A 14859-nucleotide genomic window follows, 5' to 3' on the forward strand; every position below is an offset into this window, starting at 1 on the left:
CGCCCCTCTCTTACGGTGTCGGCGTTTTTTGGAGAGGGGCGGTTTTCTTAGAAGCGAGGTACGGTTTCCGTGATGGTATGCAGGCGTGCTTCCAGCGCAGGGAGCAATACCTGGAGGGCAAGCCGGCCAGGAGGGAGTTGCTCGCGAATCAAGGTGTCTTTTACCCAGGAAACGACTGCTTCAAAGTTGGACGCTTCGGCCCCGCTGCCTAAAAGGCATACCAGAGAATCACCGGGCGCTATGTTCAGAGAGATGAAAAGCGCACGAGCCAACCTTCGAACGTCCTGAACTGCAGGCATGCTGTACGCGACATCGTTTTCAGCATCATGATTAGGCCTAATCGGGATAACGTTACTGCTCATCAACGGTCTCCTGGTCTTTATTGGATACTTTTGTCTCTGGGATTGAAGGGCTGTCGAAGTTCTGTCGAATCAAACGTTCGAAGGCCGATCCATCCTGGCGAGTGAGGTTTGGCACGAAACGGGAGTACACCCGGAAAAGCATCTCCGTGGTTGTGTGCCCCATCTGCCGTGCAATCCACTCCGGGCTTTCTCCCGATGCCAGCCAAAGCGTCGCGGCTGTGTGGCGGGTCTGGTAAGGGCGCCGCTCTCGCAGCCCCAGGTGCCGCAGTAACGGGTACCAGACACGCTTGGTGACGTTGTTGTGGCTGAGAGGGCCACCGTTCCGGCTACAGAAAACGAAGTCCATGTTGCCAGTCGCTCGTTTCTGATCGTTCAGTGCGTCAATGACCATTTGCGACATCTCGATGGTGCGGAAGGAACCATCGTTCTTGGTGTATTCCAACTGCCCGTTGACCAGCGCTTGTCGCACAAGAATCTGCCTGCGCTGGAAATCCACGTGATCCCATTGCAGACCGTCGATCTCACCGGTGCGCATGCCGGTGAAAAAGCGAACGATGTAGTAGTTCCTGAAGTCGGGCCGGACCGTATCGATGATTTGCTTCACTTCATCAATGCCGAACGGTTCCACGTCCGTCCTCGGAACCTTCAGTGATTTAATCCCGTGATAGGGTGAGCTAAACTCATAGCGGTTGGCTGCTTCACTAAGGATCATGCGCAAAGGCGTCATGATTCGGTTGATACGACTGGCTGAAAGACGCTTTCCGCTCCGGGTTGTAACTTTGGCGAGTGAGGCCCGGAATTCGAGAATGTCTTTTTTGGTGATGTGGCCAACCTCTTTTTCCCCGAACTGGGGGTTGAGGTAGTTCTTCAATGTACCCTCCATTGTGCTGATGTAAGACCGACGCCATTGGATTCTCATTTCATCCAGCCAATCCTTTGAGAAGGTCTCGAAGAGGGGCGTGTCGTGAGTCTCCCTGGCGCGCTGCACTTCCGCTTGCTTCGTGAACTCCTGGGCCTTGGAACTATTCGGGAAATAGCGGTGATACTCGAAGGTACCCAGCGTGATCTCGGCTTCGATTTTCTTGAGTATGCTTTCGAGCTTTTTGCGATTAGCCGAAGTGTTATCTAAAGCAGTTTGTTCACGACAGCGTTGTCCGCAGTATTGGAAGTCGATAAACAGTTTTTGCGTGCTTTCACGCACTCTCACACTACCCATGCATGCGTCCTCCATTGGCCATTGGAATTGCAACGCTGTGGTTACTTGAGTGCAGAGTCATATCCCTTTCGATAGCCTCCCAGAGGTAAAGGATTTTCCGCCCTCCGAACGGCCGTATGTAGTGGGTCCCTTCGATAAGAACAGAGTCTTTCAGACGTTCACGAATCGTTCGCACGTCATAGTGAATTCGCTTGGACAGTTCTTCAGTGGTTAGGTATTCAGTACCATTCATACGCACCTCCTATTCGTCAAATGTAGCGTATAACCTACATTTTACGACTATCGGCGACGCAGTCAAACATCTTTTGTAGCGTGTAGGCATCGTTAGATGAAAAGAGGAGGCAATTTGAGTAGAATCTGCTCATCGACAAAGGACATGCCCAATGATCAGATTTCGCCTGAAAGAGCTAATCGCAGAGAAAGGATTTCAAGAAAATCGCAGGGTTACGCTGGACGAGGTTTCCAGGGAGACGGGGATCCACAGAACGACACTATCCAAGATAGCGAACCAGCGAGGCTACAACACAACGACCGAAATTTTGGACAAGCTTTGCATGTACTTCGATGTGGAACTGCAAAAAGTGGCGCAGTTTGTTGAGGATCCTGAGGGAGAGAATTAACCCCTTAGCATTGTGCGGAGGCCTCGTGGCTTCCTGTCCTCCATTTTCCATAGGTGGTGCGAGCTCCATTTATCGCCTCGCATCTCCCCAGCCGAAAAATTTAGTGATGGTTTCTTTGGCTCAAGGCCTCATGAATTTTTTGCTTTTAAACAAAAGCGAACATTGAGGGCATGGAATTCGGCCGATCTGGTGAAGCTCGACATTAGTAACCGGTTGCTGGTCATTGCTGATGTCTTTACTGTCGAAAGGATGAAAGACCAAGACTTAGATCCACCACCGTTCAAATCCTATTTCGCCACCAGAAACGATCTCGATCGCAACCAACTTAACTTCTACGACAGCTGGTGTGAGCAGTGGAGGAAGGGCAATGCGGTGCCTGTTCGCGGACAGGTCAGTTACCTGTTCTGCTATGTCAGGGAGCGATTGAACGGCGACCCGAGGGCCGTCGCTGCCGAACTTGGTAAGCTGATCCGCGCTTATCCTGATGAGCCGCAGTTTTTGGAAATCATTAAACGCTGGCAGTCAGACTGCTATGCTCTGCTTGGAGATTTTACCTCGGCGCTGGCCGCTTTCCCGACTATCGAAGTTGACGCCCGTTCCACGGCACAGTCAGATCGCCTCCTTAGCCTCAAACTCCAGACGGGAGATCGCGTCTCCGGCCGAGATATTCTTGCCTTAACCGGCCCCAAGGTAACGAAATGGGGTAAGGACCACATTGACCAAGTCGCTCAATTTCTTGATATACAGCTGGCAGCTCTCGAACAGAATGAAGGGCGCAACCTCTTGAACGAATGGGCACATGAATGCCATCAATCTCCATACCATGCATTTGTTGGTACGTCCTCGCTGCTGGAAGTAGGAATTCCCCTTTTTTCGATCAGTCTTCGTTCTGATGTCGCTGAATTCGTGCGTGCCCAAACTCGGGAAGCGGAGAACAGCGTGCGTGAAGAAATGAACATTCCTCGTGTCGGAGAGGGTTGGATTGGAGAAACCGAATTGTTTTACGCCTTACGCGGTGCACTTCCGGATACCGACGTGGTTCAGCACGCCCGTCCAAAGTGGTTGGGTCGTCAGCACCTCGATGTCTTTATTCCAGCCCACGCCGTCGCATTTGAATATCAGGGTTTGCAGCACGATCAGCCGGTAGCGTTTTTCGGTGGGCAAGAGGCCTTTGAGCAAACTCAAAAGCGCGACGCGGAGAAGAAGCGCAAGTGCAGCAAGCACGGCGTTCGATTGATTGAGGTGCGTCCTGGATACAGCCTCGAACAACTTCTCTCGAATATATTGAGCGATTAAATCACGCTGAAATAGGTTCGAAAACGGCCTCAATACAGTTTCAACATCAGACGCCGTTGACGATTGGTGGTTTGGCCCTCAGTCGTACGTATCCGTAGAAAAGTGTCCTCGCTCTATTTTGTATAGTTCTGGGTTCTTCTTTTTAAGTTTTTCGATTTCTTTATGATGGGTTAAAAGAAGTGGAATTCGCTCGATTTCCTTCTCGTCTTCCCCTATACAAACTGCATATTTGACGAGCTGATCTTTCTCAGGATCGTCCGAACCAATGCCGTCGAGTAAAGTGATATATGCACTCTCTGTTGCAGGGTGCAGTTCTTTCCTCAATTTGATATGGATCTTATTGAGCCCCCTCATATAGGACCTCGCAGCTGAAATTATCTCAACTTTTTCCGGCATTTCATCTCTAATCCGCGCTTTGAATTTCCTATTTTTGATTATTTCCTCCTTGTGCAAGTAAAAGGCCGCCTTGTACTCGAAATCTGAACCCAGCTCATTAGTTTGACGGCTTCCTCCAATCTTAGATTCATGGACAGCGAGCGAATGATGTTGGACATGATTTCTGAGCGCTTCCATCAAACGAAAATCACTGCTTTCGTCGTAGACTGCGCTTGCGAATTCCTTGACTTTGTTTGCGGCACATTTATCTCCCGCGAAGCAGAGAACGAGATGACTATCTCGCTGATCAACATAGGTCCTGCAACTGCTCAAAAAGTTGGCAAGTCGTCTATTAATGCCAAGTTGTACCTCAAGATGATTGATCCAGCCAGGATATCTTCCTACTAAGTGATTGACCAAAACAGAGTTAAATTCAAGCTCAAGCTCTATGAAGTTCGAGACGATGAGGTCGTATTTAACCTCCAGTTGGTACGCGTTGAGAAGGCAGCCAAAGCTTCTCTTAAGCGCCTCATAATGGTTTTCAGAGATGCCATCGAATCCTGTTTCTCCGAAATTTGTCCGTATGAAATATTTCATGAAAATCCTATACTCTGGGCGTGTAGTTTCTCAGGACCGTGACTCTACCAGCGAGGTAAGGGCACTCGGCAGGCTGAATCTAACATAAGCATCCCTTAAACCCGGCGCATGGGCACTTACATTTCCCCAAACTTGGCTTAGATGTGAACGGTCGCTTTGCGACCGGGTCCAACTCTTCGAACTCCTAAACCTAAGCGAACATTCGAGTCAGGGCTTCCTTCCAGAGGCTCCGCGCTGATCACAGCCATGATATCCAGTGTGATTGGCGGAGCAAATTGCAGATGCTGAATGATCAAATGGCAGAGATGCCAGTTCTCGGCTAAGGTATTGTTTTGTCAATGCATGCGCAGTGCGATTTATGGTCCAAAGTCAGTAATAATAACTCAGTTAACTAACTGAAAATGGTAAAACGCGCCGCCTAATTTCTGACAGCCATTCAAGAGGATAGCGATGTATCCGTTTAGGGAAGGAGATACTTTTTCTACTTTTCGAAATATTCTCGACTCAGTAGTGAATGAAATTAAGTCATTGGAAAACGGTTATGTACTGAAGGCGTCAGAGGCGGAGCTAGAAGAGTTTTATACTGAAAAGGCGCTAATCGATCCTCTGGTTCTGCACTCAGATCAACAATACATTAAGAACCAATCGGGTACGCAGATTGATGTTAGCAATGATTTCCGTAGAGCGGTCTTTCCTGGAGAGCGTGCAGTTGTTACTGGTACAAGAATAGACATTGCCATTCCGTTTGACGGGGATCCAATGTTGTGGAGAATCCGTGCTTCCACATGGAGTTCAGGCGGGTATCCAGAGATTGACATTAAGAACGATGAAATAATCTTGAGCGTCAGCTTTCCAGATGATTCGGTCAATCCGGACCAGCTCAAGTCAGATATAAACCGGAGCATCGGCTCATTAGAAGATGCTATTGGATATCTTAAGAACGACGTTACCAATCACAATAATTCTGTCCCCAATGCAGTAAAACAGGCTTTAAAGAGGAAAAGAGAGCTGGCTCAAGCGACCACTGGAGCTGTTGCGGCTTTGGGTATCCCCGTTAAAAGAGTGGATTCGTCACCAACATTCACGATTCCTGCAAGACGACGTACTAAGCCAACGAATAGACCTTCGGTCGAAACTGGCGCGTATCAACCTGAGCCGGTTTTGGATGAAAAGGAATATCAGCACATTCTGGAAATCATGCGTAGTATGTCGCTGGTTATAGAGCGTAACCCCTCATCGTTCGCATCGCTTGATGAAGAGTCAATCCGTGATCATTTCCTGCTGCAACTGAACGGACACTATGAAGGTGGGGCTACTGGCGAAACATTCAACGCGGCAGGCAAAACAGATATCTTAATTAGAGAAGGCAACAAGAACGTATTCATTGCTGAGTGCAAGTTCTGGAGGGGGAACAAGGTTTTCGTTGAGGCTATTGGCCAGCTTCTCTCTTACCTTACCTGGCGAGACTCTAAATGTGCACTTATGATTTTCAACAGGACTAAAGACTCTAACGCCGTCAGGAGCAAGATGCATGAGACCATGGAATCTTTGCCGGCGCATCGAAAAACGGTCTTCCATGAAGCAGAAGGCGATTCCCGTTACATTCTCGTAAAAGACTCGGAGCCAGGAAAGGAAATAATCGTTACCACGCAACTTTATGATATTCCGTCAAATAAATAACGGGCTGGCTAACAAAACATTGAAGCGGACAAGCCGCTGAATGCGGCGTCATTTTTCACTCGTGGTGAGTAATCATGGAAGTTGATATCCATTTCTACTGTCCCTGCGGCGCAGTCATCGAAGAAACGCTACCCGTACCGCCTCCAGACCTGATGGCGGAGCAACACAGCGATAGCAGAACAGAGTATTTTGATTCGGCAATCTGCGATGGGTGTGGCAAGGACTTTGATGTAGAAGTCTCGAATACCTATTTCGCCGTCGATGTGAGTGTCGCCGGGGCTGTTGATCTTTCGTTTGATGTGCGAGACCTGCCTGAAGAGGATGATGTCTCGTGGATCATTCAATCTACCCAGCAATTTGAAGAGTTTACTGAGGTCATTCAGGGGATCGTGGCGTTGGCGGAAACTTCTGTGCCAGCGCACGCGGATCGGACATTGAGAAATATGCTTTATATTCAAACAGTAACTGCTGCCGAAGCATATTTATCCAGCGCTTTCATTCATGCCGTTCTCAACTCTGAAGAGTTGATTCAAAGGCTAGTTGAGTCTGATCCAGAGTTGGCCAAGCAGAAATTCTCACTGAAAGAGATTTTCACGCAATGGGAAGGCCTCCGAATAACGGTAGGCAAATACCTGAGGGCTTTGATTTTTCATGATTTGCGTAAAATTAAGCCAATGTTTAAAGATGTGTTAGGCATCGAGTTCCCGGATATTCCCTGGCTATTTCAGGCAGTTCTGATAAGACATGACTGCGTTCACCGAAATGGTCTAGATAAAGATGGCAACCGACACGAAATCACGAAAACGCAGATCATGGATTTAGCCCGCAGCTCAGCTGACTTTGTAAGTCAGATTGACCAAGAACTCAGATGCTTGGTTTACGAAAATACGTCCAAATAACAAGTCGCAGCAGCACCCGGCTGATGGCCGCCGGACGCCCTTTTCATGGCTGCTTTGCCGCCACTCCAAGGTCGTCGCATGCATAGTGTTAGAGGGAAGCGATGGATAGCGCAAACCTAAAAATACAACGTGCAGAGAAGCATTACGCTGAGCTATCAGCTCTTCTCCGCAAACATCGGCCTTTTAGATATTTCGTGGAAACCAATTTCAAGACTGGCGAAAAAGCAACGTTCGCGAAAAAGGATGAAGAGGTTGCTAATCATGCCGCGATCATAATCGGTGATCTAGTACACAACCTTCGCTCCTCTCTAGACCACACCTACTGGGACTGTACAGAGCAATTCGCCAAATCTGACGGTGAAAAGAGAAATATCCAGTTCCCGATTACTTCAACTGAAAGAGCTCTCAAAGAATCCGTGATACCAGGGCTGCCTTCGAGGGTCTCAGAGTCATTTGCTTTAGCACTTGAAGAGCTTCAGCCATACCGAGATGGTGGCAATCGGAACCTTTGTTTAATTCATGACTTAGATGTGATGGACAAACACAAGCTGCTGATACCTACCGGCAACTTCACCAAGATCACGAGTGCTATGATTCAGAAACAGGTGCCAGATTTTCCTTCGGGTATCGTCGACTGTAGTTTTGGCAATAACTACCGAGATGTAGGCTGGAGAGTGCAGCCTATGACTTGGACGCAACGGAGGAAAGCAAAGATTCCAGTCTCTAACGTGCTTGAAAAAGAACTAGACGTCCCTGTTGAGACGGTGCTTGCAGATGTTGACTTCCTCCGGCCTGCCCTCGAAATTCTCCAAGAAATGATGGAGGCCACCAAGGAGGCACGCCAGGTTCTGCGGGATGGGGTAAAGCCACGTGTGTAGACTGTCTCATTGTAGGCCGGAGAACTCTAACTGAGCATGCACCGATTTTAGGAATGGTTACATATTCACCTGCCCCAGTCGGGATTTTCGGCCCTTAATTTTTTCTCTTTTATCACGTCATTGGGAAACAGCTTGTCCAGAACACCCGGAAGCCACCAAACGCTGGTGATAATCACCACGACGGGCAATATCATGATGGCGCCCCAATGAAATGATTTTGCAGCGCTCAGAAAACCGATGAGGATCAATGCTATGCAAATGATCGGGCCTTTGGCGCCGCGTTTCTGATAGCTGAGCTTCAAGTTATCTCGCAGAACAAAGTAGACCATGACTCCGCTTACGAGATACATCAACCAGTGTTGGTCACCCATGACATAACCCTTCCAAACCTGTGAATCTGCCGGAGCCACTCTACTTGTCATTCTGAAGGTATGCTACAAACTCAGGTCCCTCTGAGTGGTTGGTATGCTTCGTCAAATCCCGAAAGCGCTGGTTGGACTTATCGCGCAACACCCTATCTCCCATAGCCTCAAACGAAGGCCTTTCCGTTTGCATTGACTGCTTCACTCGAATGTCCGCTATGCGACCAAAGCTGAGGGTGCCAAATGAAAATGTCTGCTTGGATGGCGCAGCGCGGCTGTGCCATGAAGAGAGTCAGGTGAAAACAGTGCAAAGGTCACGTCGGTAGGTTGCGATGCATTCACCTAAATTAACTGGGCACTGCCAGGGCACCATTTGGGCACAGGCGCAATAATCGAGAAAAATTCCTGCTTTTAATCTTACCGTGCAAAGGTCACTGATCGAATCGGAGGTGTTCGGACTGCTCAAGCGCGAGCGATACAGGTGAGGGTGTTGCCTTGGTGATAACTCATTGATTTGCAATGTTAATGGCCCGCCCGTCAGGATTCGAACCTGAGACCTTCGCCTCCGGAGGGCGACGCTCTATCCAGCTGAGCTACGGGCGGATTTCAACAAGTTTGGCATGTTTGACCGTTGCCTTCGGTTCCGGATTTTTTCTATGACCCTTGCCTCCGGAGGGCAACGCTCTATCCAGCTGAGCTACGGGCGGAAGAAATCAATCGCTTGGTGCGTTAATTTCGAGTGCGCAATCTTACGTGTGAAGAGGTGTTCTGTCCAGCCCTCCTGGCATCTTTGCCATGATAGTGTGGATTCACGCTGAGTCGGCTTCGGCCCTGGGATTTCTGGGGTAGTAACGTTCGGGCAGCCGTTCGATGTGGGGGAAGAAGCGGGTGTCCTTGTAAGGCATTTTCATGAAGCCGGAGACGCCGAGGCCGGTGATCTGGTCCACGGCCGACAGGATCTCGTCCAGAAGCTGGCTGAACTCGCCTTCCCGCTCCGGGTCCAGCAGCCGGTAGTGGCTATGGATCTTGAGGTGGTGAGGCAGAGCTTCGAAGATGATCATGCCGGTGTGGTGGATGTCGTTCAGGGACTCCAGGGCGGTGATGATGGTCTGCGGCAGAACCAGAAATTCTTCCGGGTCGGGACCGTCCTCGAAGTAGGAATGTACCCGGGATTCGTCTTCCACTTCCGGTGCCGCACTGACCTCGTATTTCAATTGCATGCCCGGCTCGATCAGGAAGGGCTGGTCCGGTTCGTCGCGGTCGATGTGCAGGGTGTTGCGAGCGTTGAACAGGCAGCTCTTGAAGATGCCCTGGCGGTAGATAGCCTGGGCCAGGTAGACCATGTTGTTGACCGCCCGGACGAAGGCGGCCTTCAGGCTGGGGTCGTGCAGGTTCAGCGAGGTGTCGATGTAGACGCCATCGGTCTCCCAACGCACAGCCAGGCCGCCTTCGACGGGGTATCGTCCCAGTCGGCTGACGGCGGCCAGGAAGGCCTTTTCCGTTTCGCCCATGCCCTGCATGAAGTTCTTGTAGTAACGGTCCAACTGAACGTCGTTGACATCGTTGAGGGTTTCCGGGGCACCCTCCTGTCGCAGGAAGGACTTGCGGGAACTGTACACCACGGTGTCGATCTCGTGGTCTGAGGGTCGTGTCCAGACCGGTACCAGAGGGGCAACGGGTGGTTCCGGAAGATCGATCATCACCGTGTGCGCCATTCTTGGCATTTCTTTCAGGTAGTAGTCGCCAGCGCGTCGCTGTGTCTCCGGGTCTGGAGACAGCATGCCGTCGAGCATGCGTGCGAATTCCATGGGCAGGCCGAGGGAACTGGCGGGAATGGCCTGATGCCCGAACCGGCACGACTGGCCGGAGGCCAGCGCATAGAGGGTCCCGGCAGCGCCCTGTTCGTCGAAGCGGGGCGACGACAGGCCGCCGTTCAACTGCTCCTCGCCGATGAAGTAAACATCCCCCAACCGGGCGTTGGTCTGTTGCAGGTTGTCGGACATCAGCTCCATGACATTGCTGGTGATGAACTGCTGGTTGGCATCGAGTTGCGCAAACACCGACGAGCCCCAGTCGATCAGGGCGATGTTTTCGGTACTGGCGTCAAAGACCAGGTTCGACGGTTTGATGTCACCGTGCACGATGGGGCGTCCGGCGGGGCCGTTCTCCCGGCGCAGGTTGCGCAGGATGTCCGCAAGTTGGTCGGCGATTCGTATAATCAGCCTCGGTTTCAGGCGGCCCTCGCGCAGCGACACTTCTTCCAGGTTGAGGCCGGCTGCCCGTTCCATCACCAGGATCGGCTGGTTGCGAGCCCGCTGATAGGCGATCAGTCGGGGCACCCGTGGATGCCGGACTTGCTCGAGAATGAAGGCTTCGTCCTCGAGGCGGTCCTGCAGATGTTGTGGCAGGTTGATGCGGGTGAACTTGAAGACGTGTTCAGGGCCGGCGCCGTCCTGGCTTGGCAGGCGACCTGCAAACACAAAGCCGTAGGCGCCCTTGCCGATCAGCTCAATGTCCCGGTAACCCAGTTGGCGGAGCTGGGTGGTGCAGAGCGCCACCCAGTCCTTGAGCTTCTTGGCATCGTCATGGCTGAGCAGATAGATCGACTGCTCTTCGGGAATGTAGAACTGTTGCAGTTGCGTCTTCTGCACCATGATGTTCCGTCAGCCCAGATGCAATAGCATCGTTTGCGGCGATTCCAGGTAGCCTTTCCAGCGATTGCAGAAGCGCGCAATGGTGCCGCCATCGATGATGCGATGGTCGCCCGCCCAGCTCACCGTCAGGATAGATCGTTCCACCACCTGGCCGTTGGCGTCGAAGCGTGGCAGTTTCTGGGTCCGGCCGAGGGCGACAATCGCCACTTCCGGCGCGTTGATTATAGGTGAGGCATAGGTGCCGCCCAGTGCGCCGATGTTGGAGATGGTGATGGTGCCGCCTTTCAGGTCTTCCTGGCTGACACGGCCCGAGCGGGCTGCTTCGGTCAGCCGTGCGACTTCATCGGCCACGCCCAGCAGGGTCCGGCTCTCAACGCCCTTGACGTTGGGAACGATCAGGCCCGCCTTGCTGTCCACTGCCATACCGATATTGCACCGGGACAGGTAGTGAATCTCCGTGACGTCGTCGTTAAGTCGGCTGTTAAGGACCGGGAATTCCTGAACCGCCAGGGCCATGGCCTTCATGAAGAAGGGCATCAGCGTGAGCCTGGAACCTCTGGCCTCCGCCTCCGGTTTGAGCTGTTCCCGCAGGCTCAACAGGTCGGTGACATCGATTTCCTCACTGTAGATAAAATGCGGAATGGTGGTCGCCGACGCCACCATGCTGCGGGCCATCGCGGCCTTGATGCCCCGGATTGGCTCGACCCGTACTTCCTGTTCACCTTCGGGTTGTATGCGTGCGCTGCCGCCAATCGCTGGCTGTGATTCGCCGGCGAGTGCCTGGTCTTGCGCGGGCGCTGTGGGCTTGTCGAGATGGGCCAGCACATCGGCCTTCAGCACCCGGCCATCCTTACCGGAACCGGCGATGTCCGCCAGGGCCAGATTGTGTTCCCGTACCAGGCGGCGCACGGCGGGACTGGCGGGTATCCGTTGCCGGTTGCCGGTTGCGGCGGGTTTCCCGGTTGCCGGTGAAGGCGTCGGCGCCGGTGCCGGTTTTGATTCGACTTTGGTCTCGGCGGGCTCGTCACGATCTCGGGGAACAAACGCGAACAGCGGCGAATGCACCCGGGCCATCTCCTGCTGCTGGTGGTAGAGTTTGGTCACACGTCCGGCCTTGGGCGCGGTGATCTCGACCATGGCCTTGTCGGTCATGACATCCACCACCGGCTGGTCTTCCTCGATCTCGTCACCTTCAGCCACGCGCCATTCCACCACTTCGCACTCGACGATGCCCTCGCCGATGTCCGGCAGGATAAAGTCTTCGGTGATGTCATCAGTCTCTGCGCTGTTGGCACCCGAGGGTTCCGGTGATGCCGGCGTCTCACTGACGGTTTCAGAGGGCTGGCTTTGAGGGGAGGCCTGTTCGCTGTCGCCACCTTCTTCCACCAGCTCGAACAGCGGTGCGTGGACCTTCGCGATGTCGCCTTCCTTATGATACAGGCGTGTCACCTTGCCCTTGTACGGCGCCGGAATTTCCACCAGCGCCTTGTCGGTCATTACCTCGGCCACCGGCTGGTCTTCTTCGATAATGTCCCCTTCGCTCACCAGCCATTTGACCAGTTCGCACTCCACGATACCTTCGCCGATATCGGGCAGTATAAAATCACTCATGATTGCTCTCCTGTCCTGATATCAACCTAGAATTCCACGCTCGACCTGATGGCCTCGTAGACCTTCAGGTGATTGGGCAGGTGCTCTTTTTCCAGCACCAGCGGGAAGGGGGTGTCCATCCCGGTGACCCGAGCGATCGGGGACTCCAGGTACAGGAAGCAACGTTCCTGAATCGTCGCCGCAATCTCGCCGGCGAAACCGCCGGTCAGCGGGGCTTCATGGGTCACCACCAGGCGCCCGGTCCTCAGGACCGAATTGGCCACGGTTTCCACATCCCACGGCAGGATGGTTCTCAGGTCGATGACTTCACAGGAAATGCCTTCTTTCTCCGCCATTTCGACGGCGTGTTCGATCACTTCCATCTGCGCGCCCCAGCCCAGCACGGTTACGTCCGTGCCTTCCTTGAGCACTTCGGCTTCGCCCAGTGGTAGCCGGTAGTCTTCATCCGGCACTTCGCCCACGGAGGCGCGGTAGAGCCGTTTGGGTTCAAAGAACAGGGTCGGGTTGGGGTCGTGGATGGCGCCCAACAACAGGCCCTTGGCCTGGTGAGGGTTGCGCGGCACCACAATTTTCAGCCCCGGTGTGTGGGCGAAATAGGCTTCCGGCGATTGCGAGTGGTAAAGCCCGCCGGCGATACCGCCACCGTAGGGGGCACGTATGGTCAGCCCGCCTACATTGAACAGGTTGCCCGAACGGTAACGGAACTTGGCCGATTCGTTGACGATCTGGTCGAAGGCCGGAAAGATGTAGTCGGCAAACTGGATCTCGGCCACGGGTACGGAGCCCTGGGCCGCGAGGCCATTGGCAAAGCCGATGATGCCTTGTTCCACCAGCGGTGTGTTGAAGCAGCGGGCCTTGCCGTACTTTTCCTGCAGGTGACTGGTAGCCCGGAAAACGCCGCCGAAGACGCCCACGTCCTCACCAAAACACAGCACCCGCTCGTCGGCGGCCATGGCGGTATCGAGGGCGTTGTTGATGGCCTGGAGCATATTCATCTGTGTCATCTCAGGCCCCTCCTTTGGCGTGTTCTGCGCTCTTGGGATAGGCATCCGGATGTCGGCGGATATGTGCCTTGAGCTTGTCGAGCTGTTGGGCGAGGGCAGGCGGCACCTCGTCGTAGACATCGCTGACCAGCGAATCAAGCGGAGGTGGTGGCCGCTTCTGCGCCCTCTTCATGGTTTCGAGCACCTCGCGACGCATGGTCTCCTGCAATTGTTTCTCGTCGTCCTCGCTCCACCACTTCTTGCCTTCGAGCCACAGGCGCATCCGCAGGATCGGGTCTTTCTCGCGCCACACGGCTTCCTCGTCCTTGCTGCGATAGCCGGAGGGGTCATCGGAAGAGGAATGGGCGGCCAGGCGATAGCTCATGGCCTCGATCAGCACCGGGCGATTGTGTTCCACCGCCAGGCTGCGTGCGGCCCGGGTGGCCTCGTGCATGGCCAGGATGTCGTTACCATCCACCCGGATGACATCCATCTTGTAGCCGTAGGCCCGGGGCGCAACGCCATCGGCGGCAAACTGCTCGGCGGCCGGGGTGGAAATGGCGTAGCCATTGTTGCGGCACAGGAAAATCACCGGCACACGATGGACGGCGGCCATGTTCAGGGCGGCGTGGAAGTCGCCCTCGGAAGCGGCGCCTTCGCCGAAGTAGGTAATGGTGCAGTGGCCGTCGCCCGCCATTTTTTGGCCGTAGGCGTACCCGGTCGCCTGGGGAATCTGGGTGGCCAGCGGTGAGGAGATGGTCATGTAGTTCAGCTTCTTGGAGCCATAGTGCACGGGCATCTGGCGCCCCTTGCCATAGTCCAGTTCGTTGCCGAACAGCTGGTTCATGAACTCATCGATGGTGAAGCCGCGATAGACCAGGGAACCCTGTTCCCGGTACTGCGCCATGATCATGTCGCCGTCGTCCAAGGCGGCAGTGCTGCCGATCACGGCGGCTTCCTCGCCGGTACACTGCATGTAGAAACTCAGACGCCCCTGGCGCTGGGCAGCGAGCATGCGTTCATCGAGAATCCGGGTGATGACCATCGACCGGTAGATGCGCAGGGCTTTCTCTTTATCGAGCTTCGGCGCTTTGGCGCCCTTGTAGAGCGAGCCGTCCTGCTTCAGTAACTTGAAGGTGGGAATACGGAATTCCGCACCGTCGGTAAAGACCGGGGAATACACAACTTTGGACTTTGTTGTTGTCATAATCCTCTTCCTGGGGTGGTGGCCTGAGGAACAAAGCACCCCTTGTGGGGGTGCCGATGATGTCATTGTAGCCAATCTGGCGGGATCTGGTGTGACCCTGTCAGCGCTACACAGTGTTT

At 53.6% G+C, this 14859-nt stretch carries 14 protein-coding genes and 1 tRNA gene; 5 read left to right on the forward strand and 10 right to left on the reverse strand.

Annotated elements, in window-relative coordinates; all coding sequences use genetic code 11:
* Positions 1 to 47 precede the first annotated feature (47 nt).
* Genes EHN06_RS03010 through EHN06_RS21675 form a run of 3 tightly spaced genes read right to left on the reverse strand, consistent with a single transcriptional unit; the run spans position 48 to position 1810 of the window.
* On the reverse strand, positions 48 to 362 hold the full coding sequence (locus EHN06_RS03010) for a hypothetical protein (protein WP_127330068.1): 315 nt from the start codon (positions 360 to 362) through the stop codon (positions 48 to 50).
* Positions 352 to 1578 (reverse strand): Arm DNA-binding domain-containing protein, encoded by a 1227-nt coding sequence (locus EHN06_RS03015; RefSeq protein ID WP_127330070.1) that lies wholly within the window; start codon positions 1576 to 1578, stop codon positions 352 to 354. Before EHN06_RS03015 ends, EHN06_RS03010 begins: the two co-directional genes overlap by 11 nt.
* Positions 1571 to 1810, reverse strand: coding sequence for a hypothetical protein (locus EHN06_RS21675; RefSeq protein ID WP_127330072.1), 240 nt, complete (start codon positions 1808 to 1810; stop codon positions 1571 to 1573). Before EHN06_RS21675 ends, EHN06_RS03015 begins: the two co-directional genes overlap by 8 nt.
* Before the next feature lie 151 nt (positions 1811 to 1961).
* On the opposite strand from EHN06_RS21675, the gene EHN06_RS03025 reads away from it, so the two are divergent.
* Together EHN06_RS03025 and EHN06_RS03030 are read left to right on the forward strand one after the other, a co-directional pair.
* Positions 1962 to 2198 (forward strand): helix-turn-helix domain-containing protein, encoded by a 237-nt coding sequence (locus EHN06_RS03025; RefSeq protein WP_127330074.1) that lies wholly within the window; start codon positions 1962 to 1964, stop codon positions 2196 to 2198.
* 189 nt (positions 2199 to 2387) lie between these two features.
* Entirely contained in the window at positions 2388 to 3494 is a 1107-nt protein-coding gene (locus EHN06_RS03030) for a TerB N-terminal domain-containing protein (RefSeq protein WP_127330076.1), read from the forward strand.
* A 78-nt stretch (positions 3495 to 3572) separates the two neighbouring features.
* On the opposite strand, the gene EHN06_RS03035 is transcribed toward EHN06_RS03030, so the two are convergent.
* Complete coding sequence (locus EHN06_RS03035) at positions 3573 to 4466, reverse strand: hypothetical protein (RefSeq protein ID WP_127330078.1); 894 nt, start codon at positions 4464 to 4466, stop codon at positions 3573 to 3575.
* Positions 4467 to 4976: 510 nt separating this feature from the next.
* Here EHN06_RS03035 and EHN06_RS03040 point away from each other — a divergent pair.
* The 3 genes from EHN06_RS03040 to EHN06_RS03050 all read left to right on the forward strand — a co-directional run bounded on the left by EHN06_RS03040 (position 4977) and on the right by EHN06_RS03050 (position 7923).
* Positions 4977 to 6146 (forward strand): hypothetical protein, encoded by a 1170-nt coding sequence (locus tag EHN06_RS03040; RefSeq protein ID WP_206075721.1) that lies wholly within the window; start codon positions 4977 to 4979, stop codon positions 6144 to 6146.
* Between the two features lie 74 nt (positions 6147 to 6220).
* A complete protein-coding gene (locus EHN06_RS03045) occupies positions 6221 to 7045 on the forward strand; it encodes a hypothetical protein (protein WP_127330082.1) in 825 nt (274 codons plus the stop codon).
* A 101-nt stretch (positions 7046 to 7146) separates the two neighbouring features.
* Positions 7147 to 7923, forward strand: coding sequence for a hypothetical protein (locus tag EHN06_RS03050; protein ID WP_127330084.1), 777 nt, complete (start codon positions 7147 to 7149; stop codon positions 7921 to 7923).
* A 65-nt stretch (positions 7924 to 7988) separates the two neighbouring features.
* Here EHN06_RS03050 and EHN06_RS03055 read toward each other — a convergent pair whose 3' ends face one another.
* The 6 genes from EHN06_RS03055 to EHN06_RS03080 all read right to left on the reverse strand — a co-directional run bounded on the left by EHN06_RS03055 (position 7989) and on the right by EHN06_RS03080 (position 14740).
* Positions 7989 to 8294, reverse strand: a complete 306-nt coding sequence (locus tag EHN06_RS03055) for a hypothetical protein (RefSeq protein ID WP_127330086.1) — start codon at positions 8292 to 8294, stop codon at positions 7989 to 7991.
* 517 nt (positions 8295 to 8811) lie between these two features.
* Positions 8812 to 8888: transfer RNA gene (locus EHN06_RS03060), tRNA-Arg, on the reverse strand.
* 206 nt (positions 8889 to 9094) lie between these two features.
* Complete coding sequence (locus EHN06_RS03065; protein ID WP_127330088.1) at positions 9095 to 10939, reverse strand: protein kinase domain-containing protein; 1845 nt, start codon at positions 10937 to 10939, stop codon at positions 9095 to 9097.
* Positions 10940 to 10948: 9 nt separating this feature from the next.
* Positions 10949 to 12550 carry a dihydrolipoyllysine-residue acetyltransferase gene (locus EHN06_RS03070; RefSeq protein WP_127330090.1) on the reverse strand — a complete coding sequence of 534 codons (1602 nt, stop codon included), beginning with the start codon at positions 12548 to 12550 and terminating at the stop codon, positions 10949 to 10951.
* Positions 12551 to 12576: 26 nt separating this feature from the next.
* Positions 12577 to 13554 carry an alpha-ketoacid dehydrogenase subunit beta gene (locus EHN06_RS03075; protein ID WP_127330092.1) on the reverse strand — a complete coding sequence of 326 codons (978 nt, stop codon included), beginning with the start codon at positions 13552 to 13554 and terminating at the stop codon, positions 12577 to 12579.
* Between the two features lies 1 nt (position 13555).
* Positions 13556 to 14740, reverse strand: a complete 1185-nt coding sequence (locus EHN06_RS03080; protein ID WP_127330094.1) for a thiamine pyrophosphate-dependent dehydrogenase E1 component subunit alpha — start codon at positions 14738 to 14740, stop codon at positions 13556 to 13558.
* Between the last annotated feature and the right edge of the window lie 119 nt (positions 14741 to 14859).

This window comes from Marinobacter sp. NP-4(2019) (assembly GCF_003994855.1).
In the GTDB taxonomy this organism is placed as follows: Bacteria; Pseudomonadota; Gammaproteobacteria; order Pseudomonadales; family Oleiphilaceae; genus Marinobacter.